The 24,766-nt window shown below is 55.7% G+C and carries 21 protein-coding genes; 10 read left to right on the forward strand and 11 right to left on the reverse strand.

Going from position 1 to position 24,766, the window contains the following annotated elements:
• Positions 1 to 88: 88 nt before the first annotated feature.
• A complete protein-coding gene (pncB, locus tag MT962_RS03685; RefSeq protein ID WP_024561459.1) occupies positions 89 to 1,291 on the reverse strand; it encodes a nicotinate phosphoribosyltransferase in 1,203 nt (400 codons plus the stop codon).
• Positions 1,292 to 1,554: 263 nt separating this feature from the next.
• Between pncB and pepN the strand changes: the two genes are divergently transcribed.
• The gene (gene pepN, locus MT962_RS03690; protein WP_247364615.1) at positions 1,555 to 4,167 is read left to right on the forward strand and encodes an aminopeptidase N; all 2,613 of its coding nucleotides are present in this window, start codon (positions 1,555 to 1,557) and stop codon (positions 4,165 to 4,167) included.
• Positions 4,168 to 4,199: 32 nt separating this feature from the next.
• Here pepN and ssuB read toward each other — a convergent pair whose 3' ends face one another.
• The 5 genes from ssuB to ssuE are packed head-to-tail and all read right to left on the reverse strand — an operon-like array spanning position 4,200 to position 8,453.
• Positions 4,200 to 4,973, reverse strand: a complete 774-nt coding sequence (ssuB, locus tag MT962_RS03695) for an aliphatic sulfonates ABC transporter ATP-binding protein (RefSeq protein ID WP_188723267.1) — start codon at positions 4,971 to 4,973, stop codon at positions 4,200 to 4,202.
• Positions 4,970 to 5,761 (reverse strand): aliphatic sulfonate ABC transporter permease SsuC, encoded by a 792-nt coding sequence (gene ssuC, locus MT962_RS03700; protein ID WP_247364617.1) that lies wholly within the window; start codon positions 5,759 to 5,761, stop codon positions 4,970 to 4,972. Before ssuC ends, ssuB begins: the two co-directional genes overlap by 4 nt.
• A gap of 10 nt (positions 5,762 to 5,771) precedes the next feature.
• On the reverse strand, positions 5,772 to 6,917 hold the full coding sequence (gene ssuD / locus MT962_RS03705) for an FMNH2-dependent alkanesulfonate monooxygenase (RefSeq protein WP_247364623.1): 1,146 nt from the start codon (positions 6,915 to 6,917) through the stop codon (positions 5,772 to 5,774).
• Positions 6,914 to 7,822 (reverse strand): sulfonate ABC transporter substrate-binding protein, encoded by a 909-nt coding sequence (locus MT962_RS03710; protein ID WP_247365098.1) that lies wholly within the window; start codon positions 7,820 to 7,822, stop codon positions 6,914 to 6,916. The genes ssuD and MT962_RS03710 overlap by 4 nt, the downstream gene beginning before the upstream one ends.
• Before the next feature lie 55 nt (positions 7,823 to 7,877).
• On the reverse strand, positions 7,878 to 8,453 hold the full coding sequence (gene ssuE / locus MT962_RS03715; protein WP_024556973.1) for an NADPH-dependent FMN reductase: 576 nt from the start codon (positions 8,451 to 8,453) through the stop codon (positions 7,878 to 7,880).
• 248 nt (positions 8,454 to 8,701) lie between these two features.
• On the opposite strand from ssuE, the gene pyrD reads away from it, so the two are divergent.
• Both pyrD and zapC read left to right on the forward strand, forming a co-directional pair.
• Positions 8,702 to 9,712 (forward strand): quinone-dependent dihydroorotate dehydrogenase, encoded by a 1,011-nt coding sequence (pyrD, locus tag MT962_RS03720; RefSeq protein WP_024560857.1) that lies wholly within the window; start codon positions 8,702 to 8,704, stop codon positions 9,710 to 9,712.
• A gap of 166 nt (positions 9,713 to 9,878) precedes the next feature.
• On the forward strand, positions 9,879 to 10,421 hold the full coding sequence (zapC, locus tag MT962_RS03725) for a cell division protein ZapC (protein WP_024556971.1): 543 nt from the start codon (positions 9,879 to 9,881) through the stop codon (positions 10,419 to 10,421).
• On the opposite strand, the gene MT962_RS03730 is transcribed toward zapC, so the two are convergent.
• Positions 10,418 to 11,527 (reverse strand): YcbX family protein, encoded by a 1,110-nt coding sequence (locus MT962_RS03730; protein WP_024560856.1) that lies wholly within the window; start codon positions 11,525 to 11,527, stop codon positions 10,418 to 10,420. The genes zapC and MT962_RS03730 overlap by 4 nt on opposite strands.
• A gap of 99 nt (positions 11,528 to 11,626) precedes the next feature.
• Here MT962_RS03730 and rlmKL point away from each other — a divergent pair, with 99 nt between their 5' ends.
• The 6 genes from rlmKL (at position 11,627) to rmf (ending at position 19,557) form a co-directional block, all read left to right on the forward strand.
• Positions 11,627 to 13,744, forward strand: a complete 2,118-nt coding sequence (rlmKL, locus tag MT962_RS03735) for a bifunctional 23S rRNA (guanine(2069)-N(7))-methyltransferase RlmK/23S rRNA (guanine(2445)-N(2))-methyltransferase RlmL (RefSeq protein WP_024560855.1) — start codon at positions 11,627 to 11,629, stop codon at positions 13,742 to 13,744.
• A 6-nt stretch (positions 13,745 to 13,750) separates the two neighbouring features.
• Entirely contained in the window at positions 13,751 to 15,658 is a 1,908-nt protein-coding gene (locus MT962_RS03740; protein ID WP_024556968.1) for an ABC transporter ATP-binding protein, read from the forward strand.
• A gap of 16 nt (positions 15,659 to 15,674) precedes the next feature.
• Positions 15,675 to 16,949: a membrane integrity-associated transporter subunit PqiA gene (gene pqiA / locus MT962_RS03745; RefSeq protein ID WP_024556967.1), complete on the forward strand. Its 1,275-nt coding sequence runs from the start codon at positions 15,675 to 15,677 to the stop codon at positions 16,947 to 16,949.
• Positions 16,936 to 18,576: an intermembrane transport protein PqiB gene (pqiB, locus tag MT962_RS03750; RefSeq protein WP_034882028.1), complete on the forward strand. Its 1,641-nt coding sequence runs from the start codon at positions 16,936 to 16,938 to the stop codon at positions 18,574 to 18,576. The genes pqiA and pqiB overlap by 14 nt, the downstream gene beginning before the upstream one ends.
• Positions 18,573 to 19,136 (forward strand): membrane integrity-associated transporter subunit PqiC, encoded by a 564-nt coding sequence (gene pqiC / locus MT962_RS03755; RefSeq protein ID WP_247364625.1) that lies wholly within the window; start codon positions 18,573 to 18,575, stop codon positions 19,134 to 19,136. The genes pqiB and pqiC overlap by 4 nt, the downstream gene beginning before the upstream one ends.
• A gap of 253 nt (positions 19,137 to 19,389) precedes the next feature.
• Positions 19,390 to 19,557 (forward strand): ribosome modulation factor, encoded by a 168-nt coding sequence (gene rmf, locus MT962_RS03760; protein ID WP_049294256.1) that lies wholly within the window; start codon positions 19,390 to 19,392, stop codon positions 19,555 to 19,557.
• A 62-nt stretch (positions 19,558 to 19,619) separates the two neighbouring features.
• Here rmf and fabA read toward each other — a convergent pair whose 3' ends face one another.
• On the reverse strand, positions 19,620 to 20,138 hold the full coding sequence (gene fabA / locus MT962_RS03765) for a bifunctional 3-hydroxydecanoyl-ACP dehydratase/trans-2-decenoyl-ACP isomerase (RefSeq protein WP_024556964.1): 519 nt from the start codon (positions 20,136 to 20,138) through the stop codon (positions 19,620 to 19,622).
• A gap of 68 nt (positions 20,139 to 20,206) precedes the next feature.
• Positions 20,207 to 21,967 carry a Lon protease family protein gene (locus MT962_RS03770; protein ID WP_247364627.1) on the reverse strand — a complete coding sequence of 587 codons (1,761 nt, stop codon included), beginning with the start codon at positions 21,965 to 21,967 and terminating at the stop codon, positions 20,207 to 20,209.
• A gap of 183 nt (positions 21,968 to 22,150) precedes the next feature.
• Here MT962_RS03770 and matP point away from each other — a divergent pair, with 183 nt between their 5' ends.
• A complete protein-coding gene (gene matP / locus MT962_RS03775; RefSeq protein ID WP_024556962.1) occupies positions 22,151 to 22,612 on the forward strand; it encodes a macrodomain Ter protein MatP in 462 nt (153 codons plus the stop codon).
• Positions 22,613 to 22,672: 60 nt separating this feature from the next.
• Here the strand turns inward: matP and ompA are convergent, their stop codons facing one another.
• Both ompA and sulA read right to left on the reverse strand, forming a co-directional pair.
• The gene (ompA, locus tag MT962_RS03780; RefSeq protein WP_125454262.1) at positions 22,673 to 23,728 is read right to left on the reverse strand and encodes a porin OmpA; all 1,056 of its coding nucleotides are present in this window, start codon (positions 23,726 to 23,728) and stop codon (positions 22,673 to 22,675) included.
• Between the two features lie 351 nt (positions 23,729 to 24,079).
• Positions 24,080 to 24,589 carry an SOS-induced cell division inhibitor SulA gene (gene sulA, locus MT962_RS03785; RefSeq protein WP_024556960.1) on the reverse strand — a complete coding sequence of 170 codons (510 nt, stop codon included), beginning with the start codon at positions 24,587 to 24,589 and terminating at the stop codon, positions 24,080 to 24,082.
• Between the last annotated feature and the right edge of the window lie 177 nt (positions 24,590 to 24,766).

A 24,766-nucleotide genomic window follows, 5' to 3' on the forward strand; every position in this document is an offset into this window, starting at 1 on the left:
CCATCAGACAAGCAGAATTCGCGGCGTGAAACAAAGAAATCGGAAAGGAGAGGGGGGGATTCGGGAGCGAAGCCGCTCCCGGAAGGGGTTAGCTGGCGATTTTCACCTGCGGCAGGTCGAAAGCCTTGCGCAACGCGCGTACAAACGCTTTATCGTGGCAGATGGTTTTGCCAGGACTGTCGGAGAGCTTCGCCACCGGTTTGCCGTTGCATTCCACAAGCTTAATCACGATGTTGAGCGGTTTAACGCCGGGAATATCGCAGGTCAGCCGGGTGCCGATGCCAAAACCGAGCTGAACGCGTGAAGCGAAGTGGCGATAGAGCAAGAGCGCTTTCGGCAAATCGAGGTTATCGGAGAACACCAGCGTTTTGCTGAGCGGGTCGATACCAAGGCGCTCGTAGTGCGCGATAGCCTTTTCGCCCCATTGCACCGGGTCTCCCGAGTCATGACGCAAGCCCTGATAACGGGTAGCGAAATCAGGACCGAAATCGCGCAGGAATGCATCCATAGTAATGCAGTCCGTCAGCGCGATGCCAAGCTGGTTCGGATACTCATCAAGCCATGCCCGCAGCGCCGCAATCTGGCTGTTCGCGAGAACCGGGCTAATCTGCTGGTGCGCCTGGAACCATTCGTGCGCCTGGGTGCCCATTGGCGTGAGCGAAAGACGGCGGGCGAGATCGTAGTTGCTGGTGCCGATAAACCAGGGTTCCTGCTGCAAACGTTCGACAATGGCCTGCTGAACGTCGCGGGAGAAGCGGCGACGGGTGCCGAAGTCCATCAGACGGAATGCGCTGAGGTCGAGGTCTGCGGTTAGAGTACGAAAATCAGCGAGTTTGCTTTCAAGGTGCGCAAGCGCCAGTTGAACGTTCGCTTCAGGAGAGCGGAAGCGGTGCACCAGTTCGCTGATAACCGCCAGCAGCGGCACTTCCCACAGAATGACTTCACGCCATGGCCCGCTTAAGCGGATATTCAGCTTACCGTTGTCGTTGCTGATATCGACCTGCGAAGGGTCAAAGCGGAATGTTTTAAGCCACGCGAGGTAGTCAGCTTTAAAGAAAGGCAGGCCGGAGAGCCACTGGAACTCCTCTTCGCTAAGCGCGAGATGCTGCATAGCGTTCACCTGTTCGCGAATAGCCTCAGCATAAATGCCCAGCAGGTCGTCACCACGACAGCGAAATTCCGCTGCGACATGCACATCATAATAGTGGTGGAAAACCGCCTGCTGCATATGCAGTTTATAGGCATCGGTGTCCAGCAGCGTTTGCAGTATGGGGGAAGCGAATTGTGTCATGGTGCGAAATGGCATCCTCTCACAGGAGCGTTTCCATCAAGGGCTAAGCAGATAAAGACGCAGGAGTATACCCTGATTATCGGTTTATTGAAGCAGGATCACAACACAACCCCTGTCGCAGGTCGAGGGCATTTTGTGCCTATGTTATCTAAATGTAGCAAAGCTGCATGAGTGCACGGAAAAGATAAAGATTCTGCGTGGCAACATTATCGCAACAGGAATAGACTGAGGCGTAACCATACGGACCATGCATAAGGTTTTATATGACTCAACAGCCACAAGCCAAATACCGCCACGACTACCGTGCGCCGGACTATTTCATCAGCGATATTGACTTGACCTTTGAACTGGATGCCGCCCAAACCGTGGTCACTGCGGTAAGCCAGATTAGCCGTAACGCCGCCGACGCGGCGCCGCTGCGTCTCGACGGCGAAGACCTTACCCTGGTTTCTTTACATATTAATGATGCTCCCTGGCAGGATTATCGACTGGAAGAGGGCGCGTTAGTCCTTGAGAATCTGCCGGAGCGCTTCACCCTTAAAATCGTCAATACCATCAGTCCGGCGACCAATACCGCGCTGGAAGGGCTTTATCAGTCGGGCGAAGCGCTCTGCACACAGTGCGAAGCGGAAGGCTTTCGTCATATTACCTGGTACCTGGACCGCCCGGACGTGCTGGCCCGTTTCACAACGAAAATCATCGCCGATAAAACCAAATACCCCTTCCTGCTTTCCAACGGCAACCGTGTAGGCCAGGGCGAGCTGGAAGGCGGTCGTCACTGGACGCAGTGGCAGGACCCGTTCCCTAAACCGTGCTATTTGTTTGCGCTGGTAGCGGGAGATTTCGACGTGCTGCGCGACACCTTTACCACCCGTTCCGGTCGGGAAGTCGCGCTGGAGCTCTTCGTCGATCGCGGCAATCTCGATCGCGCCAGCTGGGCGATGACCTCGCTGAAAAACTCCATGAAGTGGGACGAGCAGCGCTTTGGCCTGGAGTACGATCTCGACATTTATATGATAGTCGCGGTGGACTTCTTTAATATGGGCGCGATGGAGAACAAAGGCCTTAACGTCTTTAACTCCAAATTCGTGCTGGCTCGCGCCGAAACGGCAACCGATAAAGATTACCTGAACATTGAGCGCGTAATCGGCCACGAATATTTCCACAACTGGACCGGCAACCGCGTCACCTGCCGCGACTGGTTCCAGCTCAGCCTGAAAGAGGGGCTGACGGTTTTCCGCGACCAGGAGTTCAGTTCGGATCTCGGCTCCCGCGCCGTTAACCGCATCAGCAACGTGCGCACCATGCGCGGTTTACAATTTGCTGAAGACGCAAGCCCGATGGCGCACCCGATCCGCCCGGATATGGTCATCGAAATGAACAACTTCTACACCCTGACTGTTTATGAAAAAGGGTCGGAAGTGATTCGCATGATGCATACCCTGCTCGGCGAAGAGAATTTCCAGAGAGGGATGCAGCTCTATTTTGAGCGCCATGACGGCAGCGCCGCCACCTGCGACGATTTTGTGCAGGCGATGGAGGACGCGTCAAATGTTGACCTTTCACACTTCCGCCGCTGGTACAGCCAGTCCGGCACGCCGGTTGTCACGGCGCAGGACGATTACGATCCGCAAGCCGAGCAATATACCCTGAAGCTGACGCAACACACGCCGCCGACGCCGGATCAGCAGGAGAAACTGCCGCTGCATATCCCGTTCGACATCGAACTCTACGATCACGAAGGCAAGGTTATCGCTCTGCAGCGTGAAGGCCACCCGGTATCGAACGTGCTGAACCTGACCCAGGCGGAGCAGACTTTTGTCTTTGACAATGTGCCGTGCCAGCCCGTGCCTTCGCTGCTGCGCGAATTCTCCGCGCCCGTGAAGCTTGAATATAAGTGGAGCGATCAGCAGCTCACGTTCCTGATGCGCCACGCGCGTAACGATTTCTCCCGCTGGGATGCGGCGCAAAGCCTGCTTGCGACATATATCAAGCTGAACGTGGCTCGCTTCCAGCAACAGCAGCCGCTTTCGCTGCCGTTGCATGTGGCGGACGCTTTCCGCGCTATTTTGCTGGATGACACCATCGACCCGGCGCTGGCGGCGGAAATCCTCACGCTGCCGTCGCAAAATGAGATGGCCGAGCTGTTCCAGACTATCGACCCGCTGGCTATCGCGGCGGTGCATCAGGCGCTGACCCGCACGCTGGCGACCGAACTGGCGGATGAATTCCTTGCGGTGTACAACGCCACGAAGCTTGAAGGCTACCGCGTCGATCATGCTGACATCGGCAAGCGCGCGCTGCGTAACATCTGCCTGCACTATCTGGCGTTTGGCGATGTCCAGCTGGCTGACAAGCTGGTCAGCCAGCAGTATCACTCCGCCGACAATATGACCGATGCGCTGGCCGCGCTGGCCGCTGCGGTCGGGGCGCAGTTGCCTTGCCGTGACACGCTGCTGGCGGAGTACGACGAGAAATGGCATCAGGATGGCCTGGTGATGGATAAATGGTTCATCCTGCAGGCGACCAGCCCGGCGCAAAATGCACTGCAAAAAGTGCGCGAGTTGCTCAATCACCGTTCGTTCAGCCTCGGCAACCCGAACCGCGTGCGCTCGCTGATTGGCGCATTCGCAGGCAGCAACCCGGCGGCGTTCCATGCCGAGGACGGCAGCGGCTATCAGTTTATGGTGGAGATGCTCACCGAGCTCAACAGCCGCAACCCGCAAGTGGCCTCCCGCCTGATAGAGCCGCTTATCCGCCTGAAGCGCTATGATGCCAACCGTCAGGCGCTGATGCGCGCCGCACTGGAAACGCTCAGGGCGTTGCCGAACCTTTCTGGCGATCTCTACGAGAAAATCAGTAAGGCGCTGGCGTAATACAAAAAGCCCTGCATATCGCAGGGCTTTTCTTACCCGTGGCTGACGCGCCGCGCCACAAATTTCTGTTCGCTTTTGCGCATTACCCGCTCCAGCACCTCTGCTTCCAGCTCCGCCAGCCGCGGCGAGCCGGTGCGCCGGGGACGCGCGAGTTCGACCGGGAGATCGAGACCAATTTTCCCGTCTTCAATCAGCAGCACCCGGTCCGCCATCGCCACCGCTTCACTCACATCATGCGTTACCAGCAGAACGGTGAAACCATGCTGCTGCCAGAGTTCGGTAATGAGCGCCTGCATTTCGAGTCGGGTAAGCGCATCAAGCGCGCCAAGGGGTTCATCCAGCAACAGAAGGCCAGGGCGATGAATCAACGCCCGGGCAAGCGCCACGCGCTGTTTTTGTCCGCCTGAGAGCGCAGCCGGCCATTCACTGGCGCGGCTTTCAAGCCCGACGGCCGCCAGCGCCTCACGCGCCCTGGGCCGCCAGTCGCCCTTTAGCCCCAGCCCAACGTTATCAATTACCTTTTTCCAGGGCAGCAGGCGCGCATCCTGGAACATCAGGCGCGTCTCCTCCTGCGCTTCGCTGAGCAACGCATTGCCTGCCCGCAAAACGCCGCCGTCCGGCTCTTCAAGCCCTGCGAGCAGGCGCAGCAGCGTGCTCTTCCCGCCGCCGCTGCGCCCGACCACCGCCACAAATTGCCCGGCGGGAATATGCAGGTTCAGTCCATCAAGAATAGTTTTGTCGCCGTAGCGTTTGGTTACGCCATCCAGCAGCAGCGGCGTACCCTGATTCAGCCTTGCCGTATTCATGCGGTTTTCTCCTGTTGCCTGTAGGCCGGATGCCAGCGCAGCCAGAGGCGCTCAAGCTGCTGGGCGCTTACGTCGGCTAGCTTGCCGAGCAGGGCGTAAAGAACGATGGCGACTACCACCACGTCGGTTTGCAGAAATTCGCGCGCATTCATCGCCAGATAGCCGATGCCGGCATTCGCCGAAATGGTTTCCGCCACGATAAGCGTCAGCCACATCAACCCCAGCGCGAAGCGTACGCCGACCATAATGGAGGGAAGGGCGCCCGGCAGGATCACCTGCGCAAACAGGCTGAAGCCCGAAAGACCATAGCTGCGGGCCATTTCCAGCAACCCCTGGTCGATGTTACGGATCCCGTGCCAGGTATTGATATAAATCGGAAAAAGCGTTCCGAGCGCCACCAGGAAAATTTTGGCGCTCTCATCAATGCCGAACCAGAGGATAACCAGCGGGATAAGCGCCAGATGCGGCACGTTGCGTAGCATCTGGATGGAGGTATCAAGCAGTCGTTCTCCCCAGCGTGAAAGGCCGCTGATAAGACCGAGCATCAGGCCGATCGCGCCGCCAATCGAGAAACCAATCAGCGCCCGCCAGGCGCTAATGGCGAGGTGATGCCAGAGCTCGCCGCTCGCCGACAGGTTCCAGAACGCCTCCACCACCCCTTCCGGGGAGGGTAAAATGCGTGTGGAGAGCCAGCCCGTTTGCGAAGCGAATTGCCAGATAACAATGATGCCCACCGGCAGCAGCCAGGGCGTGGCCCGGTAGAGCCACCTGCGTGAAGTCGTCGTCATGCCGTCCTCCTTAGCTTTGCGCTACCCGTCGCGGCAGAAATTCGTTGGCAACGGCTTCGCCTTGTTGCTGCAACCTCTGCGGCTGCGGCACTTGCGGGATAGCGATATTCAGATGCGGGAAGAGCAGTTCGCCCACGCGGTAAGCCTCTTCCAGATGCGGATAACCGGAAAGAATAAAGCTGTCGATACCCAGCGCGGCATACTCATTGATGCGCGCCGCCACCGTGGGGCCGTCGCCCACCAGCGCCGTGCCTGCGCCGCCGCGCACCAGCCCGACGCCCGCCCAGAGGTTAGGGCTGATTTCAAGGTTGTCGCGTTTGCCGTTGTGCAGCGCCGCCATACGGTGCTGGCCGACGGAATCAGTGCGGGCTAACGCCGCCTGCGCCTTGCTGATGGTTTCGTCATCCACTTTTTCAATCAGCCGATCGGCCGCCCGCCAGGCCTCTTCGTTAGTTTCACGCACAATCACGTGTAAACGAATGCCAAAACGCACGCTGCGCCCGTGCAACGCCGCCTTAGCGCGCACCTGCGCGATTTTCTCTTTTACCTGCTCCGGCGGCTCGCCCCAGGTCAAATAGAGGTCGACCTGTTCAGCGGCCAGGTCCTGCGCCACGTCGGACGAGCCACCGAAGTAGAGCGGCGGTCGCGGCTGCTGGACGGGCGGGAAAAGCAGCTTTGCGCCGCGTACGCGAATATGCTTGCCTTCATAATCCACCGTTTCCCCCTCCAGCAGCCTGCGCCAGACGCGAGTAAACTCGGCCGACGCTTCATAGCGCGCAGTATGATCGAGGAAGACGCCATCGGCGGCGAGCTCCTGCGGGTCGCTGCCTGTCACCAGGTTAAAGAGCGCTCGTCCGTTGGAAAGCCGGTCGAGCGTGGCCGCCTGACGCGCTGCGACTGTCGGTGATATCACGCCTGGGCGCAGCGCCACCAGAAACTTCAGCCGCTGAGTCACCGGGATCATCGATGCCGCCACCAGCCACGCATCCTCGCAGGAGCGGCCAGTCGGGATCAGCACGCCGGTAAAGCCCAGTCGGTCCGCCGCCTGCGCTATTTGTTGCAGGTAGCCGTAGTCCACCGGGCGCGCGCCTTCATCGCTGCCGAGGTAGTGACCGTCGCCATGGGTGGGTAGAAACCAGAACAGGTTCAGACTCATGATTTAGCTCCTTTCGTCTCTGCGGGTTGCCAGATGCGGGTGCGGATATCCACTTTTTTTGGCACCAGGTGGTTGTCATAAAACAGGTCGGCGGTGTGTTGCTGACGCACGGCAGTCTCTTCATTTACCGGCGTAATGGCCGTAGGCGGGCGATGATCAAGATAACTGGCGATAACCGGCTCCGGCAGCCCCATGCTTTGCGCCAGCAGCTTTACGCTTTCATCGCGCTGGCTGCGCGTCAGCGCGTCCGCCTCGCTGAAGGTTTGCAATACGCTTTGCAGGAAAGCGCCGTTTTTCTCAGCATACGGGCGAGCAGCGAGGTAAAACGAACCGGTCAGATTCAGGTCGCTGCCATCAGTCAGCACGCGCACGCCGCCCTGCAGCAGCGCGGCGGAATAGTACGGGTCCCAGATAGCCCAGGCGTCTACGTTGCCCTGCTGAAAAGCGGCGCGGGCATCGGCAGGAGTAAGGAAGGCTGGCTGGATATCGTTAAATGAGAGTCCCGCTTTTTGCAGCGCCCTCAATAGCAGATTGTGTGAGCTGGAGCCTTTCTGAAACGCCACCTTATGGCCTTTCAGATCCGCCACGCTTTTCAACGGGCTGTTTTCCGGCACCAGGATCACCTCGGCTTTCGGTTTCGGCGGTTCGGAACCGATGTAGACCAGATCTGCACCCGCCGCCTGGGCAAAGATAGGCGGAATATCCCCCGTGCTGCCTAAATCGATGCTGCCGACGTTCAGCGCTTCAAGCAGCTGCGGCCCGGCCGGGAATTCGACCCAACTGATTCGGGTATGTGGATGGCGCGTTTCTAAAAACTGGTGGCTTTTCGCCAGCACCATGCTGACCGAGCCTTTCTGATAACCAATCCTCAGCGCCTGCGGCGCCGTTTCAGCGGCGTTAAGCATTAAAGGCAGCGCCAGCAGCCCAACCAGCGTCAGCAGCGGCGCGCGGCGAAGAAAATTAAGCATGAATCGCTCCTTGTTCAGCAAAAGGGAAAGCAACGTTGACTTCGCGGCGGTGCAGCGCTTGCCAGAACGTTTCCAGCGCGGCATCCAGACGCTGGTGCAGGTTGGGCGAAAAAGCGGGCTTATGCTGGTAATCCTTTATCTGACTGTCGTCGGCGAACACGCCATGCAGGATCTCCTGCGCTTTTAACGCGCTCAAAACAGGCTTTAACGCATAGTCCACCGCGAGCAGATGAGCGACGGTGCCGCCGGTGGCGAGCGGCAATACCACCTTTTTCTCCAGCGCCCGTTCGGGCAGCAGATCCAGCAACGTTTTCAATGCGCCGGAGAAAGAGGCTTTATAGACGGGTGTGGCGATGATCAACCCATCTGCGCCTTCCAGCTGTTCAATCAACGTGCGCAGCGCAGGGCTGTCGAAGCGAGCGTAGAGCAAATCCTCCGGAGCGAAGTTTTGCAGATGCCAGTGGCACACTTCCACGCCCGATGTGTTCAGCTTATCCCGGGCATACTCCAGTAAAGCGCTGGAGCGAGAGGGGAAGCGTGGGCTTCCGGCCAGAGTAATGACTCGCATAACGGCTCCTTATAACCAATTGTTTGCTTTTGGGTAACATTGATAACAATTGATGAGATAGTGTCAGAAGCCGCAGGCGTCACTAACTAAAATTTCCAGCGACGCTATGCCAAAAAACGCATAAAGCAGCCGAAAAAAGGAAAACGTTTGCCTGGCGGGGCGCTTTTTTGCCGCAGGTCAATTCACTTTATAAAAGCGATCGCGGATAATAGCGCCCCGGTTTGCACACCGGGAATCCAGGAGAGTTCATGTACTACCCCTTCGTTCGAAAAGCCCTTTTTCAGCTCGACCCCGAGCGCGCTCATGAATTTACCTTTCAACAGTTACGTCGCGTAACGGGTACGCCGCTGGAAAAGCTGGTGCATCAGTCTGTGCCAGCAAAGCCGGTTACCTGCATGGGATTAACGTTTAAAAATCCGCTGGGTCTTGCCGCCGGGCTTGATAAAAATGGCGAGTGCATTGATGCATTCGGCGCGATGGGGTTTGGTTCCATCGAAATTGGCACCGTCACGCCGCGCCCGCAGCCGGGCAACGACAAGCCGCGTATCTTCCGTCTGGTGGAAGCGGAAGGGCTGATTAACCGCATGGGTTTTAATAATCTCGGCGTGGATAATCTGGTCGAGAATGTCAAAAAGGCGCATTTCGACGGCGTGCTGGGGATTAATATCGGCAAGAATAAAGATACGCCGGTTGAGCAGGGCAAAGATGACTACCTGATTTGCATGGAGAAAGTTTATCCCTATGCCGGTTATATCGCGATCAATATCTCTTCACCTAATACGCCCGGGTTACGCACGCTGCAATATGGCGAAGCGCTGGATGATTTACTCTCGGCGATTAAAGAAAAGCAGCGCGACCTGCAAAACCGTCATCATAAATATGTGCCGCTGGCGGTGAAAATTGCCCCGGATTTGACCGAAGAAGAATTAATTCAGGTGGCTGATAGTCTGGTTCGCCATAATATCGATGGGGTTATTGCCACAAATACGACGCTCGACCGAAGCCTCGTTCAGGGAATGAAACATTGTGATGAAACCGGCGGGTTGAGCGGTCGTCCGCTGCAGTTAAAAAGTACGGAAATTATTCGTCGCCTGAGTCTGGAATTAAAAGGCGCGCTGCCGATTATCGGCGTCGGCGGGATTGATTCGGTTGTTGCCGCACGCGAGAAAATGGCCGCAGGCGCTACGCTTGTGCAAATTTATTCCGGTTTTATTTTTAAAGGCCCGCCGCTGATTAAAGAGATTGTCACCCACCTCTGAACATCCCTTTTTCAGACCGACCAGGGCTTTATTTTCAGCCCTGGTTGTTTTATAGTCCGCCAGATGTTGCTTATTTATACTTTTGTACTATTTTGTTTTTTCAGAGAATAAACGCAGCGGCAAAAAGAGAGATATTCGTTGGCATTTAAGCGGTTGGGGGCAAATTATGCGGATTAAGCCGGACGATAACTGGCGTTGGTATTTTGATGAAGAGCACGATCGGATGATGCTCGATCTGGCCAATGGTATGATCTTTCGCTCACGCTTCGCTCGTAAAATGCTCACGCCGGATGCCTTTTCACCCGCTGGCTTTTGCGTTGATGACGCCGCCCTCTATTTCTCCTTTGAAGAAAAATGCCGCGACCTGCTGCTTAGCGCCGAGCAGCGTGCGGAGCTGGTGCTGAACGCGCTGGTCGCTATCCGCTTTCTTAAGCCGCAAATGCCGAAAAGCTGGCACTTTATTTCTCATGGCGATAGCGATACGCCGCGCTGTGGCGACGCCGCTTGTGTCTGGCTGAGCGATACCTCAGAGCCGGTAAACCTGCTGGTGGTGGAGCCGGGCGAGAACGCGACGCTTTGCCTGCTGGCACAGCCTGCGCTGAATCTTGCCGGGCGCGCTATGCAGCTTGGCGATGCGATCAAAATCATGAACGACAGGCTGAAGCTTCAGGCGGCGCCGGAAAGCCTCAGCCTCGATCAAGCCGTTTAACCCGCAAGCTTTACCGGGCCCCGCGGCACGCAGCTACAGCATAAAATGGTGCCGTCGTCGCGAACGGCGTTCTGCTTAAGCGGCTGCACTTCACCTTCGACAAGCGTAATGCGGCAACTGCCGCAAATGCCCGCCCGACAGGAGTAGGGGACGCGGATGCCCTGCTGCTCCAGCTGTTCCAGCAGTATCTGCTGGTTATTGCCGCGAAAGGTTTGTCCCTGCCATTCAATCTCTACCACGCCTTCGGGTACGCTTTGCGTCGCGATGCTTTCCGCCACTTCACCGGCGCCATACCCTTTTGCCGGTTTGCGCTCAAGGATTTCTACTTCATCGCCTACGCGCACGATGCCGCTGTTGCGGGCAATCAGGTTTTGGCCAAAATCGACATCGCCATTATCCTGGGCGGTACGGAAAGTTTGCAGCGTCGCCAGCGGTTCGCCAGCGGGATGTTTACGTCCTTTTTCAGGGCTGACGGTCGTAAAAATGCAGCGGCTGCAGGGCTTGGCGACATCAAAGACTACCTCGCCGATGCGCACGACTTTCCAGCTATCTTCTTCCCAGGCGCTGGCACCGCTGACCACCAGGTTTGGGCGAAACTGGTTCATGGCGACGCTTGCCTTACAGCGGTTTTGCAGGTCGCGCAGCGAAGCTTCGTTGGTGAGCAGATAGGGGTAACCGTCGGCGAAGGAGAGCGGCACTTCCTGGTGACGCTTCACCCGACGGGTAAGCGCCGGGCCGACCCAGCGCAGCTGCACGTCACGCCCGAAAAATCCGCTCAGCCAGCGATTAATGGCAGCAGGCGCGATCAGCGCAGTGAAGTGGTTGCCCCACACTTCGGTAGGCGATGGTTCAGGCGCAAAGTCGGCAAAGCGAATCGTCGCGGAACTGCCGTCCGGCGCGGCGAGGTAGAGGCCGTCATGCAGCATGGCGGGCGTGAACAATACCATTTGCGGATGCTGGCGTGCGGTAATAAAGGTGCCATCCGTCTCGGTCACCATAAAAATGCGGTCGAAAGCGAGGCCGCTGACATCCGCCAGCGCGTGCGACAGCTGAATACCGCGCATCGATTTTACCGGGTGAATATAAAGCCGTGACAGTGCGATCATTACGCCCTCCATGCCTGAACAAATAAAAGGGCAACTTTATGACATGCGTGGTGGATTAGCTATAATGCGCAACAATTTTCTTTTTACCGAAGTGACGATATGAATTCTTTGTTTGCCAGTACGGCGCGTGGTCTGGAAGAGCTGTTAAAAACTGAACTGGAGAGCCTCGGCGCCGAGCGTTGTCAGGTGGTTCAGGGTGGCGTGCATTTCGAAGGCGACACTACGCTGCTTTACCAGAGCCTGATGTGGAGCCGTCTCGCTTCACGTATTTTGCTGCCGCTCGGCGAATGCAAAGTTTACAGCGACCTGGACCTTTATCTCGGCGTTCAGGCTATCGACTGGACCTCGCTTCTGGCGCCGGATGCTACCTTCGCCGTTCACTTCAGCGGTCTGAATGACACCATCCGCAACAGCCAGTACGGGGCGATGAAGGTAAAAGACGCCATCGTCGATGCCTTTACCCGTAAAAATCTGCCGCGCCCGACGGTCGATCGCGAAGCGCCGGACCTGCGCATCAACGTCTGGTTGAATAAAGAAACCGCCAGCATCGCCATCGACCTTAGCGGCGAAGGGCTGCATCAGCGCGGCTACCGCGATCGCACAGGCCAGGCGCCGATTAAAGAAAACCTGGCGGCGGCCATCGTCATGCGTTCCGGCTGGCAGCCGGGCACGCCGCTGCTGGACCCAATGTGCGGTTCCGGCACGTTGCTGATTGAGGCGGCCATGATCGCCACCGATCGCGCGCCGGGCCTGCATCGCACCCGCTGGGGCTTTACCGGCTGGTCGCAGCACGACGAAAACACGTGGAAAGCGGTAAAAACCGAAGCGCAAGTCCGCGCCCGCCGCGGGCTTAGCGAATACGCGTCGCGCTTTTATGGATCGGATAACGACCCGCGCGTCATTGAGCGCGCCCGCACTAACGCCCGTCGCGCCGGTCTTGCGGATCTTATTGCTTTCTCCGTGCAGGATGTCGCGCAGTTGAAAAACCCGCAGCCGGAGGGGCCGCACGGCGCCGTTATCAGCAACCCGCCTTACGGCGAACGCCTGGAAAGCGAACCCGCGCTGATCGCACTGCACAGCCTGCTTGGCCGAACCATGAAAAGCCAGTTCGGCGGCTGGAAGCTTTCCCTCTTCAGCGCCTCGCCGGAGTTATTAAGTTGCCTGCAACTGCGCGCCGACCGCCAGTTTAAAGCGAAAAACGGCCCGCTCGACTGCGTACAGAAAAACTATCAGCTGGCGGAAACGGCGGCAGGCGCGGAGCCTGCGCAACTGGCCGAGGATTATGCCAATCGCCTACGCAAAAATCTTAAAAAGCTGGATAAATGGGCAAAGCAGGAGGGAATCGAGTGCTATCGCATTTATGATGCCGACCTGCCGGACTACAACGTGGCGGTAGACCGCTATGCCGACTGGGTGGTGATTCAGGAGTATGCGCCGCCAAAGACCATCGACCCGGCGAAAGCGCGCCAGCGCCTGTTCGACGTGATCGCCGCGACAATTTCCGTGCTGGGCCTGGCGCCGAATAAACTGGTGCTGAAAACCCGCGAGCGTCAGAAAGGCAAGAACCAGTATCAGAAGATGGCGGAGAAGGGCGAATTTATGGAGGTGCGGGAATATAACGCGCGCCTGTGGGTAAACCTGACGGATTATCTCGATACGGGCCTGTTTCTCGACCATCGCATTGCCCGTCGTATGCTGGGTGAGATGAGTAAAGGCAAAGATTTCCTGAATCTTTTTTCTTATACCGGCAGCGCCAGCGTTCATGCGGGCCTGGGCGGCGCCCGGTCTACGACTACAGTCGATATGTCGCGCACTTATCTGGAGTGGGCAGAGCGAAACTTGCGCCTTAATGGGTTAAGCGGGCGGGCTCACCGGCTTATTCAGGCAGATTGCCTGAGCTGGCTGCGCGAAGCGAATGAACAGTTCGATCTGATTTTTATCGACCCGCCGACGTTTTCTAACTCAAAACGTATGGATGAGGCATTTGACGTGCAGCGCGACCATCTGCAACTGATGAAGGATCTCAAGCGGATGTTAAGAAAAGGCGGCACCATTATGTTCTCCAACAACAAGCGCGGCTTTCGCATGGACCACGAGGGTATAGCGGCGCTGGGACTTCAGGCGCAGGAAATTACGCAGAAAACCCAGTCGCAGGATTTTGCCCGTAACCGTCACATTCACAATTGCTGGCTGGTCACCCACGCCGGTAAGGAATAACGAAGTATGTCTTTAATCAGTATGCATGGCGCCTGGCTCTCCTTCAGCGATGCGCCGCTTCTCGATAACGCTGAACTGCATATCGAGGAAAATGAACGTGTCTGTCTGGTCGGGCGCAACGGGGCCGGCAAATCGACCCTGATGAAAATTTTGAACCGTGAAGTGCCGCTGGACGATGGCCGAATTATCTACGAACAGGATCTGATTGTGGCTCGTCTGCAACAAGATCCTCCGCGCGATGTCGTCGGCAGCGTATACGACTTTGTTGCCGAAGGGGTGGAAGCGCAGGCGGAATACCTCAAGCGCTACCACGAGCTCTCCCATAAAGTGATGAGCGATCCAAGCGAGAAAAACCTGGCTGAACTGGCGCAGGTGCAGGAAATGCTCGATCATCACGGCCTGTGGCAGCTAGACAGCCGCATCACCGAAGTGCTGGCGCAGCTTGGTCTGGACGCCGATGCGCCGCTCGCCTCGCTTTCCGGCGGCTGGCTGCGCAAAGCCGCGCTTGGTCGCGCGCTGGTCAGCGGGCCGCGCGTGCTGCTGCTCGACGAACCGACTAACCATCTGGATATTGAAACTATCGACTGGCTGGAGGGATTCCTGAAAACCTTCTCCGGCAGCATTGTTTTCATCTCTCACGACCGCTCCTTTATTCGCAACATGGCGACGCGCATCGTTGACCTGGATCGCGGCAAGCTGGTCTCTTATCCTGGCGATTACGATAAATATCTGCTCGCTAAAGAAGAAGCGCTGCGGGTGGAAGAGCTGCAAAACGCAGAATTCGATCGCAAGCTGGCACAGGAAGAGGTGTGGATCCGCCAGGGCATTAAAGCTCGCCGCACCCGTAACGAAGGGCGCGTCCGTGCGCTAAAAGCGATGCGCCGTGAACGCAGCGAACGCCGTGACGTGATGGGCAGCGCGAAGATGCAGGTGGAAGAGGCGACCCGTTCAGGCAAAATTGTTTTCGAACTGGAAGAGGTCAGCTACCGCCTGGCCGACCGGGTGCTGGTGAAAGATTTCAGCGCCCAGGTGCAGCGCAGCGACAAAATCGCGCTGATTGGCCCTAACGGCTGCGGCAAAACCACGCTGCTTAAGCTGATGCTCGGCCAGCTTAACGCGGACAGCGGCCGCGTGCACGTGGGCACCAAACTTGAAGTTGCCTATTTCGACCAGCATCGCGCAGAGCTGGACCCGGAAAGAACCGTGATGGACAACCTGGCTGAAGGCAAACAGGAAGTCATGGTCAACGGCAAGCCGCGTCATGTACTGGGCTACCTGCAGGACTTTCTGTTCCACCCGAAACGCGCCATGACGCCGGTCCGGGCGCTCTCTGGCGGCGAGCGTAACCGCCTGCTGCTGGCGCGCCTGTTCCTCAAGCCCAGCAACCTGCTCATCCTCGACGAACCCACCAACGATCTCGACGTGGAAACGCTGGAGCTGCTTGAAGAGCTCATCGACAGTTATCAGGGCACCGTGCTGCTGGTTAGCCATGACCGCCAGTTTGTCGACAATACGGTGACTGAATGCTGGATTTTCGAGGGGGAAGGCCGCATCGGCCAGTATGTCGGCGGCTATCATGATGCGCGTGGTCAGCAGGCCGCAAGCGCTGCACTGCGTGAGCCGACGCAGAAAAAAACAACGCCAGCGCCCGCCGCAAAGCCGGAAACTGTCAAACGCGCCGCTAACAAACTAAGCTATAACTTGCAGCGTGAACTGGAACAATTGCCTGAGCGGCTGGAAAAGCTGGAGGCGGAGATGGAAGCTCTGCAGGCGCAGGTAAGCGACGCGGCGTTCTTTAATCAGCCGCACGATGTCACGCAGCGCGTGCTGGAGGAGCTGGCGGCGGCGGAAAAAGCGCTCGAGGAAGCGTTTGAACGCTGGGAATACCTGGAGTCTCTGAAAAACGGTGAGTAAATAAGGAAGCCCCGGCATGCATGAGCACCATCACGCTTCAGCGCATATACTCTGCCCACAGTGCGATCTTCTGGTGAAGATACCGACGCTGGAGAATGGACGCAAGGCGGCGTGTCCGCGCTGCGGCACAACGCTCACCACGCAATGGGATGAGCCGCGCCAGCGCCCTTCAGCCTATGCGTTGGTCGCGCTCTTTATGCTGCTGCTCTCCAACCTTTTTCCGTTCGTTAATATGAAAGTGGCGGGGGTGACCAGTGAAGTGGACTTGCTGGAAATCCCCGGCGTCATGTTCTCTGAAGATTACGCAAGCCTCGGCACGTTTTTTCTGGTGTTTGTGCAATGCGTGCCGACATTTTGCCTGATAGCTGTTCTGCTGCTGGTGAACCGGGTGCCGCTTCCTGCCGCGCTGAAGCGCGGCATGGCGCGAGTCTTATTCGACTTAAAAAGCTGGGGCATGGCGGAAATTTTTCTGGCAGGCGTGCTGGTGAGTTTCGTTAAACTCATGGCTTATGGCGATATCGGTGTCGGCACAAGTTTCCCTGCCTGGTGCTTCTTTTGCCTGCTGCAATTACGCGCTTTTCAGTGCGTTGACCGGCGATGGCTGTGGGACGACATCGCGCCGGCGCCGCGTATTGAACGCGCGTTTCAGACTGGCGTGCCCGGTATTCGTCAGGGGCTGCGCTCTTGCCCTTGCTGTACCGCCATTCTGCCTGCTGAGCAAAAGCGCTGCCCGCGTTGCCATACGGTAGGCTATGTGCGTCGTAAAAACAGTCTGCAATGGACAATGGCGCTGCTTATCACCGCCATTTTGCTCTATCTGCCTGCCAATATCCTGCCGATTATGATAACCAGCCTGCTGGGCGATGAAATGCCATCCACCATTATGGCCGGGGTAATATTGCTCTGGAGCGATGGTTCTTATCCCGTCGCGCTGGTGATTTTCATCGCCAGCATCATGGTGCCTACTTTAAAGATGATCGCCATCGCCTGGCTATGCTGGGATGCCAAAGGGCACGGCAAGCGGCGCGATAGCGAGAGAATGCATTTGATTTATGAAATTGTCGAATTCGTTGGTCGCTGGTCAATGATAGACGTGTTTGTTATCGCCGTGCTTTCTGCGCTGGTGCGCATGGGTGCGCTAATGAATATCTATCCTGCCTGGGGCGCAGTGTTGTTCGCTATGGTGGTTATCATCACGATGTTTGCCGCCATGACCTTCGATCCGCGTTTGTCCTGGGATCGCGAACCAGATGTAAACCATGAGGAGTCTTCGGAACATGGAAAAAACTAGCGGGGAAGCCAAAGTGCAGAAGGTGAAAAACTGGTCGCCGGTCTGGATATTCCCCATCGTAACGGCGTTGATTGGCGCCTGGATTCTGTTCTATCACTACAGCCATCAGGGGCCGGAAGTCACACTTATTACCACCAACGCGGAAGGGATCGAAGGCGGAAAAACGGCGATTAAGAGCCGCAGCGTGGATGTTGGGATAGTGGAAAGCGCCGTGCTGACCGATGACCTTCACCATGTGGAAATCAAAGCGCGCCTCAACCCTGATATGGAAAAGCTGCTGCATAAAGACTCTGTCTTTTGGGTAGTAAAACCGCAAGTAGGCCGTGAGGGCATCAGTGGGCTTGGGACGCTGCTTTCAGGCGCCTATATCGAACTGCAGCCTGGCACTAAGGGCGCGCAGCCGGATAATTATCAGCTGCTGGACTCGCCGCCGTTGGCGCCGCCAGATGCAAAAGGGATCCGTGTCATTCTCGACAGCAACAAAGCGGGACAATTAACGCCCGGGGACCCGGTGCTGTTCCGCGGTTATCGTGTAGGTTCAGTAGAAACCAGCACCTTTGATCCGCAAAAGCGCAGCATTAGCTATCAGTTGTTCATCAATGCGCCAAACGATCGGCTGGTGACCAGCAACGTGCGCTTCTGGAAAGACAGCGGCATTGCGGTTGATCTCAGCGCTTCAGGTATGCGTGTTGAGATGGGTTCCCTGACAACACTCTTTGGCGGTGGCGTCAGCTTCGACGTGCCGGAGGGATGGGAGCCTGGTCAGGTGGTGGCTGAGAAGTCAGAGTTCAAATTATTCGACGATCAGCGAAGCATCCAGGAGTCGCTCTATACCGATCATATCGACTACCTGTTGTTCTTTGACGACAGCATACGTGGTCTGCAGGCCGGGGCGCCGGTCGAGTTCCGCGGCATTCGTCTGGGGACGGTCGCCCAGGTGCCCTACTTTGTTCCCGGTATGAAACAAGCTGTCAGGAAAGATTATCGTATTCCTGTCTTAATCCGCATTGAGCCGGAGCGGCTGGCTAATCAATTTGGTGAAGATCCAGAAATTGGCAAGCATCTGCCGGACGTGGTTAAAAACGGTCTGCGCGCCTCGCTGAAAACCGGCAACCTCGTAACGGGACAGCTTTATATCGATCTGGATTTCTATCCGAAAGCGCCGCCAGTAACCCAGATGCCGTCGTTTAACAATTATCTGGTTATTCCAACCGTCAGCGGTGGGCTGGCGCAAATCCAGCAGCGCCTGATGGATACGCTGGACAAGATTAACAATCTGCCGCTCAATCCAATGATCCAACAGGCTACCAATACGCTAAGTGAAAGCCAGCGTACCATGCGTCGCCTCCAGACTACGCTTGATAACCTCAACAAGCTGACCGCCAGCGAATCGACGCAGAATCTGCCTGCGGATATGCAACGTACTCTGCGCGAGCTTAACCGCAGCATGCAGGGCTTCCAGCCGGGTTCTGCCGCCTATAACAAGATGGTGGCCGATATGCAGCGCCTCGATCAGGTATTGCGCGAGCTGCAGCCGGTTCTGCGAACCCTTAATGAGAAGAGCAACGCGCTGGTATTTGAAGCGAAGAATAAAAAAGATCCGCAGCCGAAGAGGGCAAAAGAATGAAAAAGTGGCTCCCGGTCATCATGGCTGTTGCGCTGAGTGCGTGCAGCAGCACGGATGAAACTATCTGGTATCAACTGCCTGCCGCCTCGCAGACGGTCACGCAGCGCGCCGCAACCGACAGTAATCGTCTGCTGTGGGTAGAACAGGTCGCCGTTCCAGATTACCTGGCTGGCAACGGCGTAGCGTACCAGACGACCGAGGTTCAATATAATATTGCCAACAGCAACCTTTGGGCCAGCCCGCTCGACCAGCAACTGCGCAACACGCTGGTGACTAACCTGACCGGGCAACTGCCTGGCTGGATAGTCTCCGCTCAACCGCTCGGCAGCGAACAGGATACGCTTAACGTCAATGTAACGGGCTTCCATGGACGTTACGACGGACGCGTTATCGTTAGCGGCGAATGGTTGCTCAACCATCAGGGGCAACTGCTTAAGCGGCCTTTCCATATTGAGCTCAAGCAGCAACAGGACGGGTATGACGCTATGGTTAAAGCATTGGGGGTCGGCTGGCAACAGGCAGCACAAAGTATTGCCAGCGAAGTATCCCGCCTGCCATAAGAATATTTAATCTGGCCTCAAGCCGCTGCGGGAACGACTTATCTGGCAGCGGCTTTTCTTTTGCCCTTAACAGGATACCTGAACATCCCGTCGCGCTTTGTACAAAGCATTTTTCTGATAGCTCACAAATATGACATTGGCGTGAATTTTGCGCGTTGACGACTCATGCTTTTGCAGGTATTGGTAAGGGGTGGTTGCACATTTTGTAATCACTGTTTTCTTTCCACCAGACTGAAAATGAGGGAAACGAGGCATGAAGAGACAAAAACGAGATCGCCTGGAACGGGCTCATCAACGCGGTTATCAAGCCGGTATGACCGGACGATCAAAAGAAATGTGTCCTTATCAGGCTTTGAATCAAAAGTCTCATTGGCTGGGAGGCTGGCGAGAAGCCATGGAGGACAGGGCCGTAATTGCCTGATCCTGTCTCTTTAGAAGGAAGAAACCTCCGCATTGCGGAGGTTTCGCTGTTCTGGGGGATTATCAGAACGAAGAAGTATCCTGGAACAGACCGACTTTCAGATCGGTTGCGTTGTAGATCAGATGACCATCAACCAGCACTTCGCCATCAGCAATACCCATTACCAGACGGCGGTTTACAACGCGTTTGAAGTGGATGCGGTAGGTAACTTTTTTCGCACTAGGCAGTACCTGACCGGTAAATTTCACTTCACCCACGCCCAGCGCGCGACCTTTACCTTCGCCGCCGAGCCAGCCCAGATAGAAACCGACTAACTGCCACATCGCGTCGAGACCGAGGCAGCCTGGCATCACCGGATCGCCGATGAAATGGCAACCGAAGAACCACATATCCGGATTGATATCGAGTTCGGCTTCAACATATCCTTTATCATAGTTGCCACCGGTTTCGGTCATTTTGACCACGCGGTCCATCATCAGCATATTCGGAGCCGGCAACTGCGGGCCTTTTGCGCCAAACAGTTCACCGCGACCAGAGGCAAGAAGATCTTCTTTCGTATAGGAATCGCGTTTGTCTACCATGTCTTAAATCAGCCTTATTTTAGTGAGGGACGCAGGTTAGCTAACATGTGTACGCTGAACAAGTCCGATCAGTTACGGCTGAACCAGCCTAACCAGCGCAGCGGCCACGGAAAACGGTGGCGTGCTTCCATTTGTGTAGCCTGAGCAATCCGCTCCTGAATCGTCTGTATTAATGTCGTCTTACCTTCACCGTCCCACGGCAGGGTGGTAAGCAGCGGCAGCGCATCGGTAACATCATCAATAGCCCATAGCGAAAATTGCTCGTTCTTGACCGCTTCCAGCACTTCACTGTTGAGGCAAAGGTGACGTACGTTGGCAAGCGGAATAATAGCGCCCTGCTTGCCGGTAAGCCCACGCTGCTGGCACAGATTAAAGAAACCTTCAATCTTTTCATTTAACCCGCCAACAGGCTGCGCGCGACCAAACTGATCTACCGAGCCGGTAATCGCGATATGCTGATGTAACGGCACGTCCGCCAGCGCGCTTATCAGCGCACAGAGTTCAGCCATAGAGGCACTGTCGCCATCTACTTCATTGTAGGACTGTTCGAAGGTCAAAGAGGCGGAGAAGGGCATTTGCTGTTCAAGCTGCAGCTCCGCCATTAAAAACGCCTGCATGATCATCATGCCCTTGGCGTGGATATTGCCGCCAAGCTCCGCCTTGCGCTCCACATCAATAAATTCCCCGTCGCCAATATGCACCACGCAGCTAATACGCGAAGGTTCACCAAAAGCGCGAGGATGGCCCGGAAACTCAATGACCGAGAGCGCGTTAATCTGACCAACCCGCTCACCTTCCGTTTCAACCAGAATTTGCTCAAGCAGGAGCTCATCCTGCATACGCTCCGGCAGGAAGCCTTCACGCCAGGCGCGTTGCTCAAGCATTTGCACCATCTCATCACCGGAGAATTGGTCGCCTTCGCAATAGGGCGCAACTTCTTTCAATTGACGGGTAAGCCATAGAGGACAGAGCGGCAACGTCTCCTGATCGCCTGTATAGCGAACCGCTTCACGGATAAGCGCTTCCCAGGCATCAGGCGCTGGCGAAGGAAGAGAGGCGTCGTGCGCTACGCTGCGCACCCATTGACACCAGTTCGCCATGCACTCTTCATCAGCAAGTTGCAGGTTCTCTTCGAACTCGCTATAAACGGCCAGAGAGGCGAGTTCGGGCTCCATCTCCTGAAAATCAGCAAGGGAGTCACGCTCGCCTACCAGAATGACTTTTAACTGCAGCGGCAGCGAAGGCACTGAAACAGGCAACGGGCGAGTCTCATCCGGCGAGAGCCAGTCAAAGCGCGAGTGGGTGACTATCTGCTTAAGACGAAGCCAGAGAAGGGGCTGTAACAGCAGAGTCTTAAGCGAAATAACCAGAATGCCGCCGTTCGCCTTATGGACAAGCCCCGGTTCCAGCGTAATCTCGCCATTAAACAGGCGGACGCAACCAAACAGCTGTTCGGTTTCGACCCAATCGGCAGTTATCACTTCGCCGGTGGTACAAAAGTCACCTGTCTGGTTATTGGCTGGCAGAAAGGCAATCTTATTGCTTTCAATCTGATAATGACCGCCAAAGTGCTGTTCCGGCAAGGTAAACTGACTACGTGCCGCAGCGGCGATAATTTTAAGGTAATCATGCTCTTCCGGCGCTTTAACCAGCATAAAAGAAGAAGCAGAACGAGGATGACAGAGTTGCGACAGGCCATAACAGAGACGAGACTGTAGGGTGTCGAATTCCAGTGTATTTTCCGTGTCGGATAAGGGCTGTGCAAATAGTGTCTGATATTGTTCAGTATCAGGAACCAGCGCACGCCATGAAAGTCGATTTATGGTCAAAGTTTACTTTTTTGGGTTGATGGTCAAAAGCGCGATTATACCGCAATGGCTCCGCCTGCACACGGTTAATCCCCCACTGCCTCACCATAAACGGTGACAGGTTCACGGTAGTTCAATTCATTTCAGCGAAACGAAGAAAAACTGTTATCCTGAAACAAGTTACACGGTCACCCTGAGATCGCAATGAAATATCAACAACTGGAAAATCTTGAAAGCGGCTGGAAGTGGAAATACCTGGTAAAGAAACACCGGGAAGGGGAACTTATCACTCGTTACCAGGAAGCCAGCGCGGCTCAAGAAGCGGTAAACCTTTTACTGGCGATGGAAAACGACCCTGTGCGCGTCCTTGGCTGGATAGATGAACATATTAATCCGGCGCTGCTTAACCGAATGAAGCAGACTATACGCGCACGCCGTAAGCGTCATTTTAATGCCGAACATCAGCACACCCGTAAGAAATCAATCGATCTGGAGTTTATGGTCTGGCAACGTCTGGCAGGCCTTGCGCAGCGTCGCGGCATTACGCTTTCTGAAACCATCGTACAGCTAATTGAAGATGCAGAACGCAAAGAAAAATATGAAAGTCAGATGTCGAATCTGAAGCAAGACTTACAGGCGTTGTTAGGTAAGAAATCGGAAGATTAAAAAAAGCCGAGTGCTGATAATAAAAAACCCCGCCGGAGCGGGGTTTTTTTAACGTATAACTTAAGCCTGCGGCTGAGTTACAACGTCTTTGATACCTTTAACTTCGATTTCAACGCGACGATCTGGCGCCAGGCAGTCGATCAGAGCTGCACGCGCTTTCACGTTGTCACAGGTGTTGCCGGTAACCGGGTTGGATTCGCCCATACCACGTGCGGAGATCTTGTTGGACGGGATACCTTTAGAGATCAGGTAGTCAACAACAGACTGAGCACGTTTCTCGGACAGACCCTGGTTGTAAGCGTCAGAACCGATACGGTCGGTGAAGCCCAGAACCACTACAGAACCGTCTTTCGGATCCAGGTTGCTCAGCTGGCTGTACAGCTGATCCAGCGCCTGCTGACCTTCCGGTTTCAGAGTAGATTTGTTGAAGTTGAACAGAACGTCAGACTTCAGGGTAAAGTGTTTGGTCTGTACTTCCGGAGCCGGAGCCGGAGCCGGAGCAACTACCGGAGCAGCTTCTTCCTGCTGGCCGAAACGGTAGGAAACACCTACGCTCAGCATGCCGTTGTCCGGACGAACGCCAACGGTGTTGCCGTCGCCGATGTTGTTAACCCACTGGTATTCCAGACGGGTAGCGATATCGCGGGTCATCGCCCATTCTACGCCGCCAGCGAAGACCGGAGAAACGCCGGTGTCGTGGTCGTCGCCAGCAATGCTGTTGCTGGAGTCAGCGCGCCATACCATGCCGCCCAGACGAGTGTATACGTCCAGGTTATCAGCTACCGGGTAACCCAGTTTCGCGGTCAGCTGTACGCCCTGAGCTTTGAATGCGCCGTTGATGGTGTCGCCTTTGTACGGCATACGGCCCAGCCAGTCGTAACCCATTTCGAAACCAACGTACGGGTTAACCTGGTAACCACCGAACGCACCTGCACCGAGCTGGCTCTCATGAGTCGGGCCGTCGTTGTTCAGGGAGCTGTTATACCAACCGGTATCGTGGAACTGGGACCAACCCAGCTTACCACCCGCATACCAGGTGTTATCTTTCGGTGCGGCCTGCGCTACGGTAGCGAAGCCAGCCAGTGCCACTGCAATCGCGATAGCTGTCTTTTTCATTTTTTGCGCCTCGTTATCATCCAAAAAGGCCATGAACAGATCGAAAAGTTCACGGTTAAATCCTTCACCGGGGTTATTGCTCAATATGTAACTCTACCGATATTTTCGGTTTATGAGAGCAACCCTGGCGAGGTAAAGTCTACAACGTAGTTGAAAACTTACAAGTGTGAACTCCGTCAGACACATGAAAAAAAGCGCTTGCGAACACATTTTTTAACATTTTAGGAACTTATTTAGCCGTTGAAAACACGGCTAAAACCCGTCCAGCCCGCTAATTGCGCTTCATGCTAATGACCTGGCAAGGCCTCTGTAAGGGGTAAAAAATGATGCTAAGATTAGTCTTAAATTAACTTAATGATACAAACTTGAGTGAATTTTTAACCCTGAGCGAGGTCGATGACCCTCGTGAGTAGCCAGGGTAGGGCGCATCAGAAAGCCCATTGCGTTTCCCTTTTCCGCCGCTTCTGTCAGGCGGCGATATTCATCATCGCTAAGATCGCGTGATAGCCAGCCTATCACCACGCTATAGTTTCCCGTTTCGAGCGCGCGAATCATCGAACTAATCGTCAAATGGGGATCCATCTGGCTGACCTGCATTACTTTTGTTAAAGGCAAACCCGATGCCTGAACCCACTGACGGCTCAGGCGCTGTTGCGGCGTCAGCCACAACTGCCAGCGAGACTGCTGGCCTAACTGCTGAAGCAGCGGCAATAAAACCAGTTGTGTCATCCACGGCTGGTCTTCTCGATACATCACTTCACTTATCAACCCTTTCATTTCTACGTCTGCCGTTGTGTTTGCCGTGTTAGCAGCCATCTGGCGACCATTTACTGCGCGATGTTGATGTTGAGAAAAGTACATAAGAGATCCAGCTCCGCAGGTTACTGTATGCATATACAGTACTGCCGGAAGGGACAAAGATCAACCTAAATTTCTGAAAGCGCCTCGCAATTTTGATTTGCAATCGAATGCAATGGTGACTTTAGGATTGCCGAAGAGAGATAAGTTGCATATGTTCCAGTTAGCGGAAGAACTAAG

The sequence above is a fragment of the Franconibacter sp. IITDAS19 genome, from assembly GCF_023079515.1.
Classification (GTDB): domain Bacteria; phylum Pseudomonadota; class Gammaproteobacteria; order Enterobacterales; family Enterobacteriaceae; genus Franconibacter; species Franconibacter pulveris.